The organism is Bradyrhizobium sp. USDA 4532, from assembly GCF_024171315.1.
Lineage (GTDB): Bacteria > Pseudomonadota > Alphaproteobacteria > Rhizobiales > Xanthobacteraceae > Bradyrhizobium > Bradyrhizobium australafricanum.
In genome coordinates, this window is sequence record NZ_JALJZN010000001.1 from 2541391 (window position 1) to 2562406 (window position 21016).

Here is a 21016-nt window from a genome sequence, read left to right on the forward strand (position 1 = left end):
GGCCCGAGGATCATCCCCCGCCACCCGCCTTGATTGCAAGGAAAGAGCCGGCCGAGCGGCAGTAATCGCTGAGAAAACTCCTCGATGTTGCGAGCGCGCACCACTTCCCTGCCCCGCTTGGGCTATTCGCCGGCCGGCTCGATGGGCAGAGCCCGTTCTGCTGGCTACCCGGCCAGAATAGCGACCCTAGCATTACAGTTGTAGTTTTTTCTTGAGATGGGCTTTGCGCGCATTGGCCTGATGAGCCCTGCGCCAGGACGACCATGCGAGGATGCGGGCGTGCGGGATGCGCCGCTGGGCGAGCTTCATGGCGATGCGCCGGATTTCTTGGATCGACCAGCGGATCAAGAACGATGCGTCGGTCGCGGCCGCTGTCGCGTTTTTTTGAGCGATGGCCCGGTGTTGGCCCGATGACGGATGACGGCCATCATGGCGAAGGCAAGCATGACGAGTGAGACATGGCGATGCCAGCCATGCCAGGAGCGGGTTTCGTTGTGATCAAGGCCGAGCTCGTTCTTGGCGGTTTCAAAGCTGTCCTCGATGGCCCAGCGATGGCCTTCCACCGACACCAGCTTCTGCATGGAGGTGCCCTTGGGGCACCATGTGGAGAAAAAGGCCAAGCTGCCGTCGGCGATGTTGCGGCGGATCAGAAGACCCCGCGTCCATTCCCCGGCAAGGTCGTCGTTGTATTCACTGGCTTCGAGATCGGCCAACTCGAGATAGGCCCAGTCGTGCCAGCGCGGACCTTTGGTCCCTCCGCCGGACGACAGGCGGCGCCAGGCCTTTTTGGGAAGGCTCTGCGCGATCGCGGCGGCGGTGCCGGCGACAGGCTGCTGCTTGCCCCAGGAGCGGAACACATGATTGGACGCAACACCCAGGACATAGCCTTTGCCCGCCTTGCGCAGCAGGGTTTCGATCTCTCCAGTGCCATACACGCTGTCCGCCGCCACGAACGAGAACGGCACGTTGGCCGCGGTCGCGCGAGTGATCATCTGACGCGCGATCTTGGGTTTCGTCGCAAAGCTCACATCGCTCGGTACATGCGCTGCCTTCAGGCGAGCGGAGTCGTCCGTCCATTCTTTTGGCAGGTAGAGCGCCCGGTCGATGAAGGCATGGCCATGCCGTGACACATAGGAGGCGAACACTCCGATCTGGCAATTGGTGATCTTGCCCGCCGAGCCAGTGTACTGACGTGCGACCCCGCACGAGGCCTTGCCCTGTTTCAAAAAGCCAGTCTCATCGATGACCAGGACCGCGTCCTCATCGCCAAGCGTCTCCAGTGCGTACTCACGCACAATGTCGCGCAGCGCGTCGGCATCCCAATGCCCTCGGCCCAGAATCGCCTGCTGGCGCCACGGGCCTGGATCGCCAGCCGCCTCCGCCCGCATCCAACCCGTCTTGCGCGGCTCGTTACCCAACAGTCCGTCGAGAAACTGCCACGCCGAGGCCGCGACCCGCTCCTGCGTAAACAGCGGACGGATGCGTTGCTTGGCATCTCGCAACGAGGAAGCCCACAGCGTCAGCGTATCTTCAACCGACGCACCACCAATCATCAGATCCCGAATCATGGTCACCCATGGATTCAGAACCCTCAATCAATTGCAACTGTAATGCTAGGCGAATCGGTCCCTCGGAAAGGAATCATAGCGAACGCGCTTTCTGTGCGGCCAGCATTCAGCTAGTCACCAGTGCACCCGGAAGGCGATGTGACCCTCGCCAGCGCGGGCCTGCAGCAGCAGATCATTGCCCACACTCAACCACTCAACGTCACCGAAACGCGGAGCGTTCTCATGCTTGCGCTAAACGCTCGTTTGAATGTTAGGCGTCACAGCCGGCGTCGCGCGCGATCCACCGCCCTCATCTAAGCAAGGATGCCACACGATAACCTGCGCGGAATCTACGCTAAAGAGGCGACGGAATCTGAGTGGAGACGCTTGGCGATTTGAATGTTGCACCCCAGATCGGCATGATCATCGTAAAGCCCGGTTGAGACGCCGTAACGATAATCGGCGCACTTCCGGCGACACTCAGCGTCGGCGTGAGGCCGCCCAGAAACAGGAATGGGGCAGCCGCCTGCTTGTCAGCAGGCGATGATAGTGGGTCGCCACTGCAGGTAGGAGGTGAATTCTTGCCGATCGCGGCACTCATGTAGCAGTCGTTGATCATGGTCGCGCGAGCTCCCGCATCCGCGAGCGCCCGCAACGATTGTACGGTGATGGCATAGCGCCCAAGATCGAAAGCGGTGAACATGACGGCGAAGAGCGCCGCTGCGACAAGAGAGAACTCCAACGCCGCGACGCCACGTTGATCAAGCCTGCACATCATTGCACCAATCGAACGTACTGACTTACGATCTTAGAGCTTGCCGAACATCCTGAATTGTCAAAATTGGAGTTACCTGACAGGGTGACACCTTTCGCGATGACCTCGACACAAGTCGAACTCACGGTACTGCCTTGATACACGATGTCGGCGTTTGGCGCGTATGTGATGCCGCTGAAAAAGCTGTCAGAGCTTCCCGAAATTTTCACGCTCTGATTGCCTGTCGTTTTTTCTGGATCATAGATCAGCAAGTTGCTCATCAAGCCGACAACCGAGGCCAGCGCAGCCGGGACCTGCGCGGTCGTCACAGTGCTTAGCGCCGTAAGCTGGATGACGGGATTGCCATTGATCGTCAATGACGATCCGGGCATCAAGATGAGAGTGGCCGTTCCTTTGATGACAGTACTGCCGCCGATTGTGACGCTGCCGTTGAGAAAGTAGACACCATTCAGATCGTACGTTGTGTTGCCAAAATTGAATTTGTTGGCACCATTACCCATGTTGTTGTAACATTTGTGGGTCGCATCGTACGCGGTCAGCTGCGCGGTCGTATTACACGACGACCCGGTGAAACTGCTCGTTTTCAGCGTTGACATCGCTGAATTGAGCCCGCTGAGAGGATCGGGAACGGGTGGTGCAAAGGTGATTGCCTTGCTGCATTGCCCGCCACCATTGTCCTTACAATCCCCTTGCCCCGAAATTGCTCCAGCCTTGCTGACGTCAAGACCATTGCCGGTGAAATTGAGGGAGTTGGACTGCGTGCTGTTCGAGGACAGGCCGCACTTCTGCGCCTGTACGGTTGTACTCCCTTGAAAAGCGAGCGGGTCGGAAAGAGTGAGGACGCAAGGGTTCGCGAGGATCTTCACCTGAGCGACAGCTGTTGCGCCGATAGTCACCGTTGTCAGACCGAGCACTTTTGCCAGGTACGCCGGCTGGGTCTGGGTGACAGTCGCCCGGACAGAGTCCGATCCAACAGGCGTAATGGTGACAGTCTGCGAAGTGTTACTCGCAAGAGTGACACAACGTTGACCGGGATAAGAGGTGCCGTCGCCGGAGTTGCAAAAGGCGTTCTGCGCTGCGAATTCCTTGCCGCGATAATCCATCGACCGAGAATCGGCGGTGCAGGTTGACGGCGCGAGCGAGCAGGCCAACCACAAGCCGGCCGAATAGGCCGCCGAATCGGCGGCATTCTGGGCCCGCTGCTTCGTTACGTACCATGACCCGCCCTCCGCACCGAGCGCAACGAAGCCGATCAACGGAACCAAAGCGACCACGGTAGCGAATGCGGCTGAACCTCGACGGCAACGAAGCATGTTACGCATGGCACACCCTATTGAAACCGTTGGGAATAAGACAGCGTGAACGTGCACGGATCAGCCGCGCCGCTCGTACACAACACCGACCTCAAAATGATTGGCGACAACGTGACCGTCGTTGTGTACGAATAGTACTTTGGTGAGATCGTATTGGCAGCAGAACAAACAGCTCCGCTATCACCGCAGATGAGTTGAATGCTCGTCTTCGGGATGGGGTAGGCGGGGTCAGCCTTGTTGCTCGTTTTCGATACCCAGCTTGAGGTGTCTGTGAAGTCAGAAGGCGGCGAGTATTGAACCGCCTGACCGACCGCACGCAACGCCTCCCACGCCGATATGTACCGGAATCCTGCGACAGCCAGATCAGCGAGCGGAAGCAGCATGATGAAGATCACAACCGCGTAGACGAAAGGCATCTCAAGGGCGACGGCACCACTTTGATCAGCCATCAAAGTCGCTTTGCTACGCTTAGGCCGGTCTCTAGAATCGTGAACCACGGTCATGCCCATCAACCTAATTCACTTGAATGCACGAATAAGGTGCAGAAACGGACTTGCACCCAATACGATGAACATCGCTGGAAGCAGGAACAGCACCATCGGAATAATCAGTTTGGCACCGAGCTTGTGCGCTCTTTCTTCCAGCTTGGTGATACGTTCTCGGCGCAAGTCGACGGCGATCGAGCGCAAAGCCTGACTCAATGGCGTTCCATACTGCAAACTTTGGCTGACGACGGTGCCGAAGCGACGCAGGCCGTCCGACATCGCTCCCAGTTTTTCAAAGGCGGCTGCGCGATCCGGCAAGATCCGAAGATCATCAAGAAGACCAGACAAGACCTGCGTCATCGCCGGGTTTGTCTCTCTCATCTCGCTGGCTACGCGCTCTACCGCGCTTTCGAGGCCCATTCCCGCTTCGCTGCACACAACAAGCAGGTCAATCGTATCGGGCGTCCCAAGCCGAATGGCCGCATCGAACCGTCGTCTTAGCAGCAACAATATCAATCGCGGCCCAATGATCCCGATCACCAAGCCGATCAGCGTAAACGTCAGCACACTAGTCAGAGACTTCCCGGAAACCTGCGCAGCGAGAAAAGCGATTGCGGGGAATGAGACCATGCTGACAATCTTGATACCAATCCAGACCGGCAGGGTCCGATAATGATTAAAGCCGGCTGATTGGAGGACCACTCGCAACTGTTCGAGATTTTCGTCAGCATAAAAGCGTCGGAAGCGCGTGCCCACCGTCGAAAACCAATCGCCCAAGCCGCGAGAGCGTGACGAATTATCCGGGATACCCAGCACAGCGTTCGACACGCGCGTGTTCAACGTACGAATGTGCAACTCGCGAATGATGAGAACCAGGGTCGCGGTCGCGGCCGCGATGCTCAAGAACGCAAAGCTGAGACCCGCAATCATATTGCAGTCTCCCTTTTGATCATCCAACGAATGACGACGTGCCCGAATAGCACCGAACCAATCGCATAACCCAAGAGCTTGTTTCCCAGGGGATCATAAAACAGCATGTCGAGCGAGGCCGGAGCCGCCAGATAAAGCAGCCCACCTATGATGAAAGGTGCGCATGTAAGCGCACGCGATGAAAAGATCACCTCTCCTGCCAGAGCTTTCGCGCGAGCAGCCAGCGCAACACGCTGAGATACCGTATCTCCCAGAATTTGCAACGTCTCGGCCAGACTTCCGCCCGACTTCAACTGCACCGCCAACGTCACCGCAAACATCGCGAACTCAGCCACTTGCGTTCGATGATAGACCGCTTCCACCGCCTCGTCTGCGGGACGTCCTAGATTCAGTTCGCTACATACAATGGCAAACTGCCCCGCTATAGGCTGAGGCATCTCCCGAGCGACCGCCCGCAATGCCTCATTCACGGGGAGGCCAGATCGAACAGTGCTTGTCACCAATTGAAGCGCGTCGGGAAGCTGACGAAAAAGCTGATTGATAAAGCGACGCTGCTGCCATCCGAACACGCCTCTCACAACAATCAGAGCAACCAGTCCGGCTACGATCGAAGCGGTAAAGCTCGAATATCCAAACAGCTGATTGGCATAAAGAACAGCCATTCCCGCGACGAAACCGGCGAGCAGAACGTAGGCCGGATGCAGCGCATAAACGATCCCAGGATTGTAATTCGCCAAGCGATTGAGAAGCAAGGTGCGCGATCCGGCCTCAAGACGACGTATGGAGATCAAGCTCGCCGGGTGTGACGCCGGCAGGGCTGTCGCTAGCTGACGATCCATGCGCCTTTCACGAGCATCGAGCCACAATGTGATCGCTGTCGCGCACAACAGAAGAAGCAAAGTAGTCACGATCACAGACGAGGGTATCATATGTGCCTCATAGCCTCGGCCCACGCTCGATCAAGCCCGTAATAGATCAGGCGGCTCTTGAATTTTGGCACCGCATTAGTCGACCTGTACGTGCCTGATACTCGGCCCTGAACATCCTCATCCTTGTACTCGAAGGCCGCGATGTCGTTGGTGGTGATTACGTCGCCCTCCAGCCCGATCACCTCGCTCAACTGGACAATGCGCCGCTGTCCATCCCGCATGCGCTCGACTTGCACGATGATGTCCAAGGCCGCGACGATCTGGGCGCGAATCGCACGCGATGGTAGATTGACCTGGCCCATCTGCACCATGTTTTCGATACGGGTCAGAGCATCGCGAGTACTATTCGCATGCACCGTGGAAATCGAGCCATCGTGCCCAGTGTTCATCGCTTGCAGCATGTCAAACGCTTCTGCGCTGCGCACCTCGCCTACGACGATCCGGTCTGGACGCATACGCAGCGCGTTCCACAAGAGATCCCGCTGCGTCACCTGGCCCGTGCCTTCGAGGCTCGCGGGTCGGGTCTCCAGGCTGATCACGTGCGGCTGCTGGAGCTGCAGCTCTGCTGCATCCTCGATGGTGACAATGCGTTCGCTGTGATCAATGAACTGGCTAAGTGCGTTCAAAAGCGTCGTCTTACCGGAACCGGTGCCGCCGGAGACCAGAATATTGAGGCGAGATCGGGCGGCAATCTCCAGTAATTGTCCAATAGCCGGGGTCATCGAGCCGTTTTCGATCAGACCCGCCATATTCAGTCGACGGGTCGGGAATTTACGGATGGAAACACAGGGACTGTGGATCGCCAACGGTGGGAAGATAATGTTGACGCGGCTGCCATCTGGCAGGCGGCAATCCACCATCGGACTGGATTCATCGACGCGCCGGCCAACTTGCGCTGCAATTTTTTGCGCAATCGATGCGATATGGTCATTGTCTCGGAATCGGACCGCGACGCGCTCGAGCTTGCCGCTCCGCTCGACATAAACGTTGCTCGGTCCGTTGATCATGATGTCGTTGATCGTCTCATCGAGCAAAAGTGACCGAAGCGGGCCGTAGCCGGTCATGTCGTCCGCAATTTCGTCGGCTAGCAGTATCTGCTCGCGACCAGACAGTTCGAGCCGCTCCTCGTTAGCAATGCCGTGTATAATCTCCTCGATCTGTCTCCGGAGAACCTCGCGAGAAACAGTTGCGGCGACTGACGGGTCGATTTGCTCCATCACGCGTTCGCGTAGCGACGCTGGCATCACCGGATGATGCGTCGATTCTTCGATCTTCCGTGTGAACGCCGCTGGGTTTGGTCCCGATGCCCCTACAGGCGGCACTTCCGGCGCCACGCTCGCCACCGTTGGCATCAACGAAGGCAAACGTATTGGCGATTCGTCTGCGCGCCTGCCGAACTTTTTCATAACCCGAGCCACCTCTTCCACCGAGCCTTCTGGTTGGCGCCGACGCCAGTGATTTCCCGTACGATCGGAGCAAGGTGACGCCGTAACCCAGATACATGCTTGAGTGCCGGAATTCCGAGATTGACCGCCTGGGTCATTCCCTTGCCGAGATCGGGGATTACCATGTCTGGCTCGGCGCCCAGCGCCTTGACGATCGTCGCCCTGGGCAAGCCGCCGGCACGATCTGCGCGATTGAGCAAGGTAAAGACCCGATCTTTGCCAGCGATGTTGGTGACCGCGTTGCGTAGCGCATGGGCATTGCGCAGGCCGGTTACCTCGGCTTCCAGCAATACCAATACATGCCGGGACATCTGGACGACAGGGTAGATCGATGCCGGAAATGGCACGGGCACGTCGACGACGACATAATTGAACCTCTGACGGAGCAAACCCAGCACGTGCCGCACGCCCGCCTCGGTGATCTCTAGCTTGGCGTCTAGTTCTTCGTCGCCGGAAATCAAGCAAACCCGATCGTTCACCTCTATTGCCGCGCGCTCCAAAAACAAAGTGTCGGCCCGCATGGGGTTTTCAAGTGCAATCCGGAGGCCGGGCCCTGGGCGCACACCCAGCATCACTGCCGTTTCGCCGCCCTGCAGATGCAAGTCGAGCAAGGCGACCTTGGCCTTGGTGGTCTCAGCAAGTTGCAAAGCGAGATTGATAGCAACGCTCGTGGCGCCGGCGCCACCTTGCGCACCGCAGATCGAGACCACATGCCCGCCCCGATCATTGTGGACAGGCGCAACGCCGCCGATCAATTTAGGACGTAGCTGGTCGAGCACCATGTCCCGGGTGATTGGTGTAGGAAGATACTCGGTAAGGCCGATCTCCATTAGTTCGCGGTAGAAGATGATCTCCCTGTTGTCGCCAATCAGCGCCACCTTTACATCGGGCGGACAGACACTGGCCAAACGTTCCAATTCGGCAAAAGGATCATCCATCCCACTGATGTCGGTCACCAGCGCGAACAGGTCGGTGTCCGTCTCGAGCATGCGGGTCGCGTGACGAATGGTGCCCCGCCTGATCACCAGGTTGCTGCCCTCGAGGCCCTTACGTAGCGCTGCAGCGCTCAGCTCGTCGTTCACGAAGCAGACAATACGATTACGCGCGACAAGGGATGCCGTCCCTTCGGGTGGTTCGACCACTGCCATGTTCACACTCATCAACGTTTCTCCGGCCCCTTCACGATGTCACTGGCCGCCGCCGTCGTCTGAGGTTCGCCCCCTGACGGCACGTCGCAGCCCACACGGGCGTCATCGTCCAAATCCTGCCTCCTGACCGAGTATTGCTTGACCTCGCTGCCGGTGTAGATCGCCACCGTCGTGCTCTGGCCGGCGACAGCACTCTGGCGCGCCAGCTCGGGCGACACATCGCAGCTGGATGTCGCGCTTGTGTCGGCCTTGTCCCACTGCTCGGCCGCAGCGCGGACGACGAGCGAGAGTGTTCCAAGCTGCTTTGCAACGGCAACCTTCTTGACCTGCTCCGGCTTGAGCTCCAGCGACACGGTTTGCGCCATCTTGGCCGGGACAGCATTGGTAAGCGGACGCCCGCCTTGCGCAATTTCCTGGTCGATCGCGATCACGCGCACATTGGACAGAACGGTCTCGCTGACCGCGCGACGCACCGGAGCCGCCTTCTCGAACACTTGTGTCAGCACCACGTCGACATTGTCGCCCGGCCTGATCAGCCCGGAAACGCCGGTCTCCTCGTCGACCTTGATGCTGATGGCGCGGCTGTCCGGCGCCAGGACGCTGGCGAGAAAACCGCGATCCTTCGGACGCAGTATGTCTTGCAGTGTAACCGGACTACCGGCGTCGACGAACTTGCGAACCAGCGAACCTGGAAGTCCGGCCTTCGTGTCCGGCGTCTCAAGGATCGCTCCAGCAGGAATGCGATCGGGCGGCGCCTGGCGCACGGTGAAATCCTCGTCGCGCGCCAACGTCCCTTTCGAAAGCGGACGTGTCGCAACGAAATATCCGACCGTGGACGGCGCCGCCGGGCCCGGCTCCACTACCGCGACCGGAGTCTGCTTTGGCTGGCTTATATTATAGCCAATGAGCCCAAGGGCCACGGCCGCGAGCAACAGCACCATGATAATCGAGAGACGAAGAGGAGATGACATATCAAAATCCCTGATTTAAAATGGTCCAAATCCCGCCACACGCGATGGCAACTCCGTAGGGAAGTGGCGCATGTCGTAAATGGCGCCAGCGCTCCACCGCGTACACTCGGCGTATGAGCGACGATCCCGCAGGCGCTAGCCTGGGAGATGGCAACAGGCGCATCATCAGATGCAAGAACGCCAGAACGCCACCGGCTAGCGCAGTTACCGCCAATAGCTGAACTACACCCATCAGCGGCAAACCAGCCGCCAAAGCAACCAGCAGCTTCACGTCGCCGCCGCCTATCCCGCCCCGCGTGTAAACGACGAGCAGCAACAGCAGCAACATCGCGGCGACGATCAGCGATTGCGCAACCTGCATCGGACTGGACAGTTGACCAACTATCCCGAGTAGTGCGAGCGTCAGGCAGATCTCGTTTCGGATCAATCGTGTCGCAATATCGATTGTCGCGACATAAACGAGCAACAGGATTTCCAAAGCCGACGTTGTGGAACCAATCCAACTCATCAATACACGCCTTAATAAATAGACGCTTTAAATAATCAGGCCGCAGTATAGGCTCGGCTTAGGCGATCGCATTACCCTCCGACCACCGTACCAACCCTGGTGACTATCGCGTTCAGCGCGGTCGTCAGAGCATCCTTGATAGGGCCGGTGCCAGCAGAGCTACCGAAGACAGCCACTGCACCGACAATGGCAGCTGCAACAACCACATATTCGAACGACACCACGCCGTCCCTGCTTACGATCAGACGCCTCAACGCGTCGCCGGCCTTGCAATAATAGTTGCACACGGGGCAAATCCCTTCGACTGGCACGTAGCAGGCGAAACCAGGCTTTGGGAGGAAATCAATGGTCCAACGAATTTGTATTTAGAAATACCAGGGAGCGCGAGCGCCCCCTGGCTTGGAAGGCTTAGCCGGTAATCTTGGTAGTGATAGCGTCAATTCCGCTCTTCAGCGCGGAGCTGATCGGACCGCTGCCACCGGCTGCTCCGAAGGCAAGAACCACGGCCCCGACGACAGCAGCCGCAACGATCACGTACTCGAACGACACGACGCCATTCGCATCCGACCGCAGACGCTTCAGGGCTTCGGTCGCCTGAATATAGAACTTCAACATGGACAAATTCCTTCTGTACAAGAAAAAATACGCAATTTTCAGCAGCAGTTGAGGGATACCGACTGCCTAATAAATGTATAAAGCCGCACTTCAAAATTGTCGACTGCTAATCATTCCTTAACCTTACCCGCGCCGGCCTCACCGTATTTGCCCGGAGAGGTTGTGGCCTAGCAAACAGTCCATAGTGATAGGCCGGAAACTAGGCGGCCCAGCTTTCAAGCGAGCAAACACTCAGTTCATCGAAGCAAGGCGTGTGGAGGCCCCGGCTAATTGTTGAGCGAGCGGTTCATAAGTTCACATTCAAAAAGGACAGTATTGCTGACATACCCTTGCGAACTTCGAGCCGCGGATTGTCAAGGACGGCGATCCATTCTCCGCAAACAATTGCAGGACCGCCAATTCCGACTGCCGCCAATCGTCAACCGAGCTCGGCTAGGGAAAACACGGTCATCGCGGTCGCCCTGCGGCAAATCGGCAAGCTGAGCCGATTCCACTGGTGGGCATTGGCGATATCAAGACGGCGGATGCATCCAATCACGCAGAAGCACGCCCTCACCGAAAGAAAAACGCCTGTGAAAACACTGAATCGATTCCGCTACCACAAACTAAAATTGTGAATCGGCTAGTATCAGATGTGCGATCAATCGTCATGGCGACTCCATCGAAACCCATGGGAAGAATCGTGGATACTCAAGTCGGCCAGGGCGATGTTGATCGTCACTCGCATCCGGAATTAAGAGCCCTCACTGGTCTGCGCGGCGTGGCCGCAACGACTGTTGCCATTGCGCATTTTCAACAGACCTTCGCCAACGACGATGGCGTCTTGATGTGGCATAACGCCGTTGATTTGTTCTTTTGCCTCAGCGGCATCACGCTGTCTTATGTCTACAACCGAGGAACGTTTCGATTCTCGAGCTATCTGATGGCCCGAATTGCTCGAATCTACCCCCTGTACTTTCTCACACTCATCATTGCGGGAGCAGCATGGGTGATCCCGGGCATGGTCAATCCAACAACCTATCCTGCCAGATCAGCGCTCACTGATTTCCTGCTCCAGACTCTCATGGTCAATTGCTGGCCTGTTGTCGGCTCAGGCGTGCATTGGAATCCTGTAGCGTGGTCCATCTCGATTGAATGGTTTTGCTACATCTTGCTGTTCCCCTTCCTACTGTTCCGAGAGACACCGCAATCGGCCGCGATTAGGCTGGCCTGCATGATCATCCTGACGTCCATTTCCTATTATCTTTTCGTCAAATATTTTGACCCCAATCTTTTCAACCCTGAGCTGCACTTTCCAGCGAGCCAACTAAGTTACTGGGTTAACCTGTGCCGCGGAATTTGCGGTTTCACCGTCGGATGGATCGTGTTCGCGAGCTTCGAGAAGCGGGACGGGATCTATTCGTTCTGCACAAACCATTCTCCATTGATTTGGTTTGGCGTCGCTTTCACTCTCTTCCTCAGATACTGCGGAATCGTCAACCAACAGGCGCTCGTTTTCTTCTTCCCATTTGTCGTGCTTGCGGCGACGAGTTCAGATTCGATTGTATCGCACTTGCTGGGATCGAAGTTGCTGCACTTTCTCGGTGTTATTTCGTATTCGATCTACATGATGCACATCATCGTTATTGTCTTGTTCGTCGGCGCGCTTCACACTCTTGATTCTTGGCAAACCTCTATTCTTGCTCTCGGATCAATATTTTTCGTTTCGACCGGTACTTATTTTGCAATTGAGCTTCCCGCCCGCAATGTCTTACGGGGCGTTCGGAAGATCTCCCGAGCTCCGATCATCTCGTGAACCTTGCGTCAGGACGCGCCCTGGCCGACATTGGTGCCATGCAACTTGGCTCGTCTAGGCGTTTTTCAGAACCAGCCTCTGGCACTTCGAGGCTTCGAAGTAGGGGCGTTCTGGCTTCTCAGGACACGTGGAGCTTGTCTTATGCTCGGCCGCCTTTAAAGCGGATGCGACGGCACCGTCTGGAAATGGTCACAAACACAGGCTGCAAGGACGAAGGTCCGATTGCTGCGGACGCCGGCGCGAGGCGCAGTTAATTTCGAGATTGTCGGTCAACCGAGTTTGGCTCACATTCAGATTGCAATACTAACCTTGCTCAATTTCTGGAGCTTGCCTTTGCCAATATCAATCATCAGCTCAGGATTGTGGCTAACTGCGAAGCGGGTACGGTGGTATCCAAGAATATTTTTTGCAATTAGCATGGTGTTGGGGACGGCTTACATTCTAGCCGGACGCAATGGTCTAGATCTCCACGGACATCCGATCGGAACAGATTTTTCGAGCTTTTGGGCCGCCTCCAGCTTGGTGCTGTCCGGTCACGCTAGCGATGCGTATGATCCCGCCAAGCACTACGTAGCGCAAGAAGCTGTATTCGGTAACGGCGTACAATACTACGCTTGGCTCTATCCGCCTCCTGCACTCTTGATCGTCGCCCCTCTCGGCCTTTTGCCATACCTGACTTCCCTGTTTATCTGGCTTGCAATAACCGGCGCCGCCTACATTGCAACCGTCTGGAGAGTCATCCAACGATCCGACGCCATAGTGCCGATACTTTGTTTTCCCGCAGTTCTGATAAACATGATTCACGGACAGAACGCTTTTCTATCGACGGCGATTGTCGGGACCGGCTTACTGATATCAGATCGATATCCATTTACCGCCGGCGTGCTCCTTGGAATGTTGTGCTTCAAGCCGCAACTTGCAATGATGCTTGCAGTTGTTGTTGTCGCGCGGACAAACTGGAAAATGGCGCTAGGCGCAGCGCTTTCAATCTGCTTTTTGGCGACGTCTGCTACGCTGATCTTCGGTGTGGAGATTTGGCAGCATTTTGTTTCGATCGTGCCGCTGTCCAAGATGTGGCTAGAACAGGGTACAATTGGCTTTGCCAAGATGCAGAGCGCATTCTCGTCTGTTCGACTTGTGGGTGGCGAAATTTATCTAGCCTACTCAATACAGACCGTCGTTACGATTTGTGCCGGCATACTGCTCTTCATGATTTGGCGTAGCCCCGCATCGCTACGTCTGCGCGCAGGAGCAACAGGTGCAGCGATCTTGCTAGGTACACCATTTATACTTGATTACGACTTCGTTCTTTTGTCTCTGCCAATAGCGGCATTGGCGGCCGAGGGTCTCGCGAACGACTTTAGGCCGTACGAGAAGACCGCCCTGGCTATCGCATGGATTCTGCCACTGATATCAAGGCAGGCCAGTTTTGCATTCGTGCCACTGAGTCCAGAAGTCGTCATGTTCTTGCTAGTTCTGATCTGGAGGCGCACGGCCATAGCCGCACGAACAAAAAAGGCCAGCGGCCTTGAGGCGTCCGACTTAAGCGTATGGTCAAGCATAGACACAAGCCGATCCCTTCAAAGAGATCGTAAAACTCGCCTATCCCATGAGCCGCAATCAATCGCTTTAAGCCGTGGTCAGGGAAACGACGGTGCAGTTCGGCACAAGGATTGACGCGCGCCCACTAAGGCTCAGTCAGAACCTTGATTTGCTGGATACATGCGCCGAACATGGACGACTGCCACGTCGCCGGCGTAGATCCGCTCCCATCCTGGCAATCGATCGAGCAGACCTACGGCTGGAGTCGCTTGAAACAGCAGCGTTGAGTCAATCTTGTATTCGTCGAGCAACTTTACGAAATCAGCCAAATCCTCAAGTGAAATGGCCCGCATGTAGCGTTTCATAAAAGTCCTACCATACAGCTCGGCACGTGAATCAATGAATGTCGGAATGCGTTGAAAAATCAGATATCCGCCGAAATAGTAATCATTGAAGACACGATCTGCCTTTATCTCCTTGAGCTTTTCTACCGCTGCGCGCGGGACGAGTGGTGGCGCGAAGTCCCTCTTCGCGATGATCGGGCCACTCACGATGATGAGAGCCAAGATCGCTTCGGTAAGGTACCTTTTTGGCGCTACTATCCGGCTATGCTGCAATGGGGGCCAGGAGAGATGCTGTGCCAACGGCCCGGCAACGAAGAATGGCGAGACCAGCGCGAAGACATCGACGTAACGGACATGGATGAGCGTTTGGTAGATTACCGCGAGGACCGCAGCGATCCGGATCGGAGGCAGCCTGAGCCCGCTGTACAGGACGTAGGCAAGGCCAGCCATAAGACACGGTGTGACGGGATTGAGCTCGCCGAAGTTGAGCGGCTGCCACTCGCCGATCTTCGAAAGTGCCGCTCCAAGATGCAATATGCGTAACGTGACTAGAAGCGACTCCGGTCCATATGGGGTGATACAGGCGGCCCCAAGTGCCAGGACGGCAAATCGAAACCATTGTAGCGCGACCCTCACGCGAACGGATTTGTCTGCTGTCCAGAGCGCCTCCAGACCGCACACCGCAATCAGCGCCAGACCAAGTGTGAAACTCCCGTGGAGGTTCGCCCAGAGCGTGATGAGTGGCAGGTACCAGAACGAAGGTGCTCGTCGTTGTTCGCTCGCATCTACCAGAACGTTGGCCCACACTACCATCACAGGGAAGATAAGCACATGTGGCCGAGTGAATACATGGTACGATGCCATACCGATTCCAGCCGCCACCAAGATCACGACCGGTATGTTGGGGAGTCTTTCCAGAAGCAAGAGCGCAAGCAAGTAGAATGCGATCGATACCGACAACGCCGCCAGCATCACTGGTCCCGTCCATCCGGCCAGCTTGTACGCAGCGAAATATAGGACTTCTGATAGCCACCCACTGGTTATCCAAGGTGCGCCGCGCATCGTGAAGGAAAATAGATCCGTTTGAGGCACGGCACGATGATCAACAATCCACTGGCCGATCACGATGTGCCAGTAGATGTCCGCATCCTTCAAAAGGTATGCGCCCCTCGTGATGAGGATCAGATAGGTAGTGACTGCGAATATAAGCGGCAACCAAGGCCGCAGATGATCGTTGTCCGCAGGCTCCGCGACCGGCCCGGTTTCCGTGTCGACCTGAAGCGAATGACTACCCGATCCCATGTTTTCTGTCCCGCGCGGCCGATCATAGTCGACTTGCCGCTGTACCCAAGTATTTCCTAATCGTCTGTCTCGCAGTTTGTGAGCAACCGCCGATCCGACCAGACCCTTCCGGTTGGATTGTCGCCATTGCGTAGCCGAAGCGAGCCGAATCCGGTTAGGTTCCGAGCAAGGGTACACTGGCCTTGGGTTTCGTCTCGTGTCGCGAAGCGCAAATGTCCGCTTCCGGAATAATACGGGCCAGGCTCCGAGCCGTTGTGATCCAACTGTGCGAAGAGGAAACGTTTTACTCTTGGTTGCGACAAGTAAAGATTTCTCATCAGTATCTTCTCCTCACAACAAATTGGATGGGTTTGGCGATGACCCGATTCGCGACTGCGCCGCAAAGAGTTGCCGTGGCTATCGTTTTAGTTGCGTTCATCGCAGCATTGGGTCTCGTCCTCGTTGCCGCGGCCGCGCCGCCGCTGGTTGATTCAATAAGGTCAGCCACGCCTGGAAATGGCGATGCCAAGGCCTATTCCGACATCTTGGGTCTCATGCGCCGTGGCGCCGGCTACTATTACGCCGCGCATGAGGTCCTTTTAGCGGAAGGCTATGGCACCGCATCGCTATTCAACTGGCGTACCCCCGCGTGGCCTGTATTGCTTGCGCTATTCCCATCTGTTGCATGGGCGCAATGCTTGCTGATGGCACTAACATCAGCCGCTCTGTACCTTGCCTATCGAATGATACGTAAACAAGACGACAACTTCCTACTTGCTACGGCCGCGCCGCTGAGCATTCTCGCGAGCCTTGCTCTGCTTAAGGCAGATTCTAGCATATTCATGACAGAAATCGTGGCCGGTCTACTGATACTGCTTTCGGCTGTAAGCTACGGCAATGGCAGATGGATGGTAGGGCTCGTGACCGCAATGGCGGCGTTGTTCATACGCGAACTGGCTGCACCTTACATCTTGCTCTGCATTGCCTTTGCGATCTGTCAAAGGAATTTGCGCGAAGTAGTTGGGTGGGCCGTCGGTCTATTTGCTTATTCTGTATATTTTGCATGGCACTGTATCGAGGTCGTGCAGCAATTGGGGCCTGCCGATCGGGCCTATCCCGGAGGCTGGATAAGATTTGGCGGGATCAGGTTCGGTCTAGAGACTGCGCACTTCAACGGCATTCTCTTTGTCTTGCCACTTTGGCTGACCGCCGCGCTTTTGCCCGCTGCGCTGACCGGTCTCTTCGCGTGGCGTCAAGGTCTAAGAGCGGCACTCACGGTAGCAGCCTATCTTTGCATTTTTGCTGTGGTCGGTAAGCCTTACAACTATTATTGGGGAGCGCTCTATACCCCACTGCTGATGCTTGGGCTCCCGTGGGCGATTCCTGCCGCGTATGATGCGTTTAGGCCGCGGCCCCCCTCAGTTCCGCCTCGATTGCCAGGCGCCTCCGTATAACATTCCGTCGATCGCCCATCGACCCATCTCAATAACACGTCCCTGAATCCCCTCCGAGCCGGCCGCAACTGTCCCCATTGGATTGCCGCCACTGTGTGACCGCCAGCTGCTGCTTGCTCGCGTCGGCCGGCGCGGCCGATAGCCTGCCGCGCTATTCGTCGAGGAGCTGCGAATTGAGCTTCTGGAGCTGTATATATCTATATATCGCTCGAGCAGGGACATTGTTCTTGCTTGACCTGCTCTGCCAACGCCTTGCGCAGGGCGTTCTCCCGATCCAGCAGCTCTGGAGACGGCAACAGCGGCCGGCACGAGCTCCGTCGCCTTGATCACGCAGGCCGCCCGCTCCACTGCCTGCGCGATCTGACCCGGCAAGGCGCTGCGGCATTCCGCGAGCGCGCCGTTCGGGTTACCGCTACCGGCTCCGCCTCCTCCTCGATGGCCTGGCAAGCGGCCCCGCAACAGGCCGTCCCGATCCCTGATCGGGTGTCCGGTTGCTCCCGCCCCACAAGGCGCTGCGGTGTCGCCATCGCGCGCCGGCTCGGCTTCTCCGGCAGTCAAGCCGCCCGCCCGGCATAAATGGCGCGGCGTCGAGCCCGGTTGCGGCCGCTCGCTCAAAACCAAACGATCAGGCGATTCCGGCCGCGTTGTTTCCGCAGTCCGTGAGCGGAACGCCAATTGGAGGCGGTCACTTCTGCCTAAACGCGTGATTGAACGACATCACCAGCGGCCCAACGATGTAGTCGAAAGCGGTTCGCTGAACGGTCGGGATCATGACAGTGGCCGGCATACCCGGATAGAGGTGGATACTGGGCAAGGCCGCCAGTTCATTCTGGTCGATCCGCACGAAGGCCGTATAATAGGGATTGTTGGTCTTGGGATCTGTCAAGCGGTCCGCCGAGACCTGAATGACGTCGCCATGGATGATCGGAACGATCCGCTGCTTGTAGGCGGTTAGGTGAACTTCCGCGCGCGTGTTCGGATGCACGTCGCTGATATCCTCGACCGCCACCTGCGCTTCGATGGTCAGCGAATCCTCGTCCGGCACGATGTCCAGGATCTTGTCGCCGCGCTGGATGACGCCTCCGACCGAAAACACGCTGAGGCCAACCACGCGGCCGGTATAGGGGGCGCGGATTTCCATCCGGCCCAGCACAGCCTTGGCGTTCATCGCTTTCGGGATGACCTCCAGGAGCTTGGCTTGCGTGTCGCGCAAGTCCTTTGTGACGTCGGTCATCCGATCGTTGTCGAACTGGGCGATCTGCTGCTCCTGCTCGGCGATCGCCTGGCGTGCCTTGGCGATGTTGGCGTTTGCATCGGCAATCTGGCCTTCGAGACCGTACGCGGTCCGCTCCAGCTGCAGGATGCGGGGACGGGCGATCAGCCCTCGGTCGACAAGCGGAGCGATGTCTTTGGCTTCCTTGCGCACTGAGTCGATCTGGTTGGTGAACGATTTCACCTGCGCTTCCGAGCCAACGATCTGGGACCCCAGCTGGTTGATCTTCTCACGGACGACACTTCTTTGGCCTTCGAGCGACGCCCGGCGGGTGTCAAACTGACTGAGTTGCCCGTTCCAGACGCTCTTGAAATAGGGATCGTCAGAGCGCACCTTCAGATCCGGCGGCATGACAAGTTGGGAGCCATGGTCAAGCTCGGTCAGCAGCCGGACTTCCGTTGCGCGCAGCACGGCATATTGCTGCGTCAGCACCTCATGTTCCGCGCGAGCCTGGGTCTCGTCCAGGACGATCAGCAGATCGCCCGCGCGCACTTTGTCGCCTTCCCTGACGTGCAATTCCTTGACGATGCCGCCATCGAGGTGCTGAAGGCTCTTGCGGTTGCCATCGACCTTCACGACGGCGTTGGCGACCACGGCCCCGTTGAGAGGTGCGGTAACCGCCCAGGTGCCGAGACCGAAGAAAAAGATCGCGATGATCAGCCAGCCCGCCAGCGCGATGTTGCGAATGGAATCGTTTGGCGTCCCATCTTTGTTGGCAAGTCCTCCACGGCCTGGAACAGCGCCGGGGCGCATCGATAGGTCGGCAAGATCAAGCAACGACATGACGTCTCCTAGCCCGCCGCCCCTCGAACGGCCGGTACCGGCACGGGACGTGTTAGACGTGACAGGACTTCATGGCGTGCGCCAAACATCTCGACAACACCGTCACGCAACACGAGAAGTTTATCGGCCACCCCGATCGTTGCCGGTCGATGCGAAATGATGACTACCGTCGTTCCGCGCTTCTTCAGCTCCATGATGCACTCTGCGAGTGCGGCGTCACCTTCCGAGTCGAGGTTCGAGCTCGGCTCGTCAAGCACGACCAGGCTCGGATTGCCGTAGACCGCGCGTGCGAGACCGATGCGCTGGCGGTAGCCGCCGGACAGGGTCGCTCCGCCCTCCCCGACCTGGGTGTCGTAGCCCTCGGCGAGCCGCAGGATCATCTCGTGCACGTCGGCCATTCGCGCCGCCAGAATGATGTCCTTGTCGTCTCCGTCCTTGAATCTGCAAATATTGGCTGCCACCGTATCAGCAAATAGCTCGATATCCTGGGGCAAATAGCCAAGATGCTCGCCGAGCGACGACCTGATCCAGCTCGAAACGTCCGACCCGTCGAGGCGGACGGCACCTGCGGATGGCGGCTGAACGCCAACGATATGGCGCGCCAGCGTCGATTTGCCGGCACCCGAGGGGCCTATAATCCCCAGCACTTCGCCCGGCTCGATCTGGAAGGTGACACCGCGCAGAATGGGCCTCGATGTTCCAGGCACAGCAAAGGACAGCGCTTCCACGGAAAGACGGCCTTCGGGCCGCGGCAGCGTCAATCCTGATTGGCGCGGCGGATTGACGGCCAACAGCTCGCGCACCCGCAGGAATGCGCCGCGGGCCGCGACGAGACTGCGCCAGGATCCGACGATCTGTTCGATCGGCTGCAAGGCGCGGCCGAGCAGGATGCTGGCGGCAAACATGGCACCGGCGGTGGTCATCCGCTCGATCACCAGATAGGCACCAAGACCCAGGATCAGGGATTGCATCGAAAGCCGCAGGAAACGAATCAGGCTCTGCATGGTCGCCGCGCGATCGCTAGCGGCAACTTGGCGCTCGAGCATGCGGTCACGGTCGCGGTTCCAGCGCTTCAACAGACCAGCGGTCATCCCCATTGCGCGCACCACCTCAGTGTTGCGCAGGCTCATCTCCGTGAAACTGTAGTTTCGATTTGCCGCCTCACCTGATTCGGAGAGCGGAGGCTTGACGATCCATTCATTGAGAAAGGCCATCAGCACCAGAACGATCGAAGATCCCAGTGCAAAGGCGCCCAGGAACGGGTGCAGGCAGAAGATCACGGCGATGTAGATCGGCGACCACGGCAGGTCGAAGATCGCGTGAATTCCGGACCCGGTGATGAACTGGCGGAACGTATCAAAATCGCGCAACAGCTGGCTGCGGGCGCCGCCGATTTTCGCCGAATGGTCGACGATTGCGGTCATCACCCGCGGCGCGATCTTGCGATCAAGGCGAATGCTGGTGCGTGTCAGCACGCGTGCGCGCACCGCGTCGAGACCCGCAAGTGCCATGAACGCCAGCAAAAGCGCGAGGGTTAGCATCAGCAGCGTGGTCTCGCTGGCACTCGAGATCACGCGGTCATAGACCTGCAGCATGTACAGCGGGCCGGCCAAATAGAGCAGGTTGATGGCCAGGCTGAAGATAGCCGCAGTCACAAAATAGCCTTGGCAGGCCTGCAGCGCCTGCCGGAATTCGTCCGCTCTTTTACGAAGGGTACTCACGCGGAACCTGGCCGGAGCCATCCCCCTAAATGATGAGCGGCAGCCAATAGGCGGCAGCCAAAAGGTCCAAGTAAATCAATCATCCAATCTGTTCTACTTAACATGGCCGGCGCCTGCGCCAAAGCGGCTGCCGGCGCAAAAGAGGCAGGAGGGTAAA

Annotated in this window: 18 protein-coding genes; 3 read left to right on the top strand and 15 right to left on the bottom strand. The window is 57.7% G+C overall.

Annotated features, from left to right (window positions below; translation table 11 throughout):
- Positions 1 to 192 precede the first annotated feature (192 nt).
- The 12 genes from J2R76_RS12415 to J2R76_RS12470 form a co-directional block, all read right to left on the bottom strand.
- Positions 193 to 348, bottom strand: a complete 156-nt coding sequence (locus J2R76_RS12415) for a hypothetical protein (RefSeq protein WP_253624038.1) — start codon at positions 346 to 348, stop codon at positions 193 to 195.
- On the bottom strand, positions 345 to 1568 hold the full coding sequence (locus tag J2R76_RS12420) for an IS701 family transposase (RefSeq protein WP_253624039.1): 1224 nt from the start codon (positions 1566 to 1568) through the stop codon (positions 345 to 347). Before J2R76_RS12420 ends, J2R76_RS12415 begins: the two co-directional genes overlap by 4 nt.
- 334 nt (positions 1569 to 1902) lie before the next feature.
- Entirely contained in the window at positions 1903 to 2325 is a 423-nt protein-coding gene (locus J2R76_RS12425; RefSeq protein WP_253624044.1) for a TadE/TadG family type IV pilus assembly protein, read from the bottom strand.
- Positions 2322 to 3644 carry a pilus assembly protein TadG-related protein gene (locus J2R76_RS12430; protein WP_253624045.1) on the bottom strand — a complete coding sequence of 441 codons (1323 nt, stop codon included), beginning with the start codon at positions 3642 to 3644 and terminating at the stop codon, positions 2322 to 2324. The genes J2R76_RS12425 and J2R76_RS12430 overlap by 4 nt, the downstream gene beginning before the upstream one ends.
- A gap of 8 nt (positions 3645 to 3652) precedes the next feature.
- Positions 3653 to 4084, bottom strand: a complete 432-nt coding sequence (locus J2R76_RS12435; protein WP_253624046.1) for a hypothetical protein — start codon at positions 4082 to 4084, stop codon at positions 3653 to 3655.
- Positions 4085 to 4153: 69 nt separating this feature from the next.
- Complete coding sequence (locus tag J2R76_RS12440; protein ID WP_253624047.1) at positions 4154 to 5050, bottom strand: type II secretion system F family protein; 897 nt, start codon at positions 5048 to 5050, stop codon at positions 4154 to 4156.
- On the bottom strand, positions 5047 to 5889 hold the full coding sequence (locus J2R76_RS12445; protein ID WP_253624048.1) for a type II secretion system F family protein: 843 nt from the start codon (positions 5887 to 5889) through the stop codon (positions 5047 to 5049). Before J2R76_RS12445 ends, J2R76_RS12440 begins: the two co-directional genes overlap by 4 nt.
- Positions 5890 to 5975: 86 nt before the next feature.
- Positions 5976 to 7385 (bottom strand): CpaF family protein, encoded by a 1410-nt coding sequence (locus J2R76_RS12450; RefSeq protein ID WP_253624049.1) that lies wholly within the window; start codon positions 7383 to 7385, stop codon positions 5976 to 5978.
- Positions 7382 to 8584 (bottom strand): AAA family ATPase, encoded by a 1203-nt coding sequence (locus J2R76_RS12455; RefSeq protein WP_253624050.1) that lies wholly within the window; start codon positions 8582 to 8584, stop codon positions 7382 to 7384. The genes J2R76_RS12450 and J2R76_RS12455 overlap by 4 nt, the downstream gene beginning before the upstream one ends.
- Complete coding sequence (cpaB, locus tag J2R76_RS12460; protein WP_253624051.1) at positions 8584 to 9513, bottom strand: Flp pilus assembly protein CpaB; 930 nt, start codon at positions 9511 to 9513, stop codon at positions 8584 to 8586. The genes J2R76_RS12455 and cpaB overlap by 1 nt, the downstream gene beginning before the upstream one ends.
- Before the next feature lie 31 nt (positions 9514 to 9544).
- The gene (locus tag J2R76_RS12465) at positions 9545 to 10051 is read right to left on the bottom strand and encodes a prepilin peptidase (RefSeq protein ID WP_253624052.1); all 507 of its coding nucleotides are present in this window, start codon (positions 10049 to 10051) and stop codon (positions 9545 to 9547) included.
- A 408-nt stretch (positions 10052 to 10459) separates the two neighbouring features.
- Positions 10460 to 10666, bottom strand: a complete 207-nt coding sequence (locus tag J2R76_RS12470; protein ID WP_253624053.1) for a hypothetical protein — start codon at positions 10664 to 10666, stop codon at positions 10460 to 10462.
- A gap of 496 nt (positions 10667 to 11162) precedes the next feature.
- Here J2R76_RS12470 and J2R76_RS12475 point away from each other — a divergent pair, with 496 nt between their 5' ends.
- Together J2R76_RS12475 and J2R76_RS12480 are read left to right on the top strand one after the other, a co-directional pair.
- Positions 11163 to 12461 carry an acyltransferase gene (locus tag J2R76_RS12475; protein ID WP_253624054.1) on the top strand — a complete coding sequence of 433 codons (1299 nt, stop codon included), beginning with the start codon at positions 11163 to 11165 and terminating at the stop codon, positions 12459 to 12461.
- Between the two features lie 222 nt (positions 12462 to 12683).
- On the top strand, positions 12684 to 14138 hold the full coding sequence (locus tag J2R76_RS12480) for a glycosyltransferase family 87 protein (RefSeq protein WP_253624055.1): 1455 nt from the start codon (positions 12684 to 12686) through the stop codon (positions 14136 to 14138).
- A 17-nt stretch (positions 14139 to 14155) separates the two neighbouring features.
- On the opposite strand, the gene J2R76_RS12485 is transcribed toward J2R76_RS12480, so the two are convergent.
- A complete protein-coding gene (locus tag J2R76_RS12485; protein ID WP_253624056.1) occupies positions 14156 to 15649 on the bottom strand; it encodes a hypothetical protein in 1494 nt (497 codons plus the stop codon).
- Between the two features lie 356 nt (positions 15650 to 16005).
- Between J2R76_RS12485 and J2R76_RS12490 the strand changes: the two genes are divergently transcribed.
- Complete coding sequence (locus J2R76_RS12490) at positions 16006 to 17082, top strand: hypothetical protein (protein WP_253624057.1); 1077 nt, start codon at positions 16006 to 16008, stop codon at positions 17080 to 17082.
- Positions 17083 to 17767: 685 nt separating this feature from the next.
- Here the strand turns inward: J2R76_RS12490 and J2R76_RS12495 are convergent.
- Positions 17768 to 19138 carry an HlyD family type I secretion periplasmic adaptor subunit gene (locus tag J2R76_RS12495; RefSeq protein WP_253624058.1) on the bottom strand — a complete coding sequence of 457 codons (1371 nt, stop codon included), beginning with the start codon at positions 19136 to 19138 and terminating at the stop codon, positions 17768 to 17770.
- A gap of 8 nt (positions 19139 to 19146) precedes the next feature.
- Complete coding sequence (locus J2R76_RS12500; protein WP_253624059.1) at positions 19147 to 20859, bottom strand: type I secretion system permease/ATPase; 1713 nt, start codon at positions 20857 to 20859, stop codon at positions 19147 to 19149.
- Between the last annotated feature and the right edge of the window lie 157 nt (positions 20860 to 21016).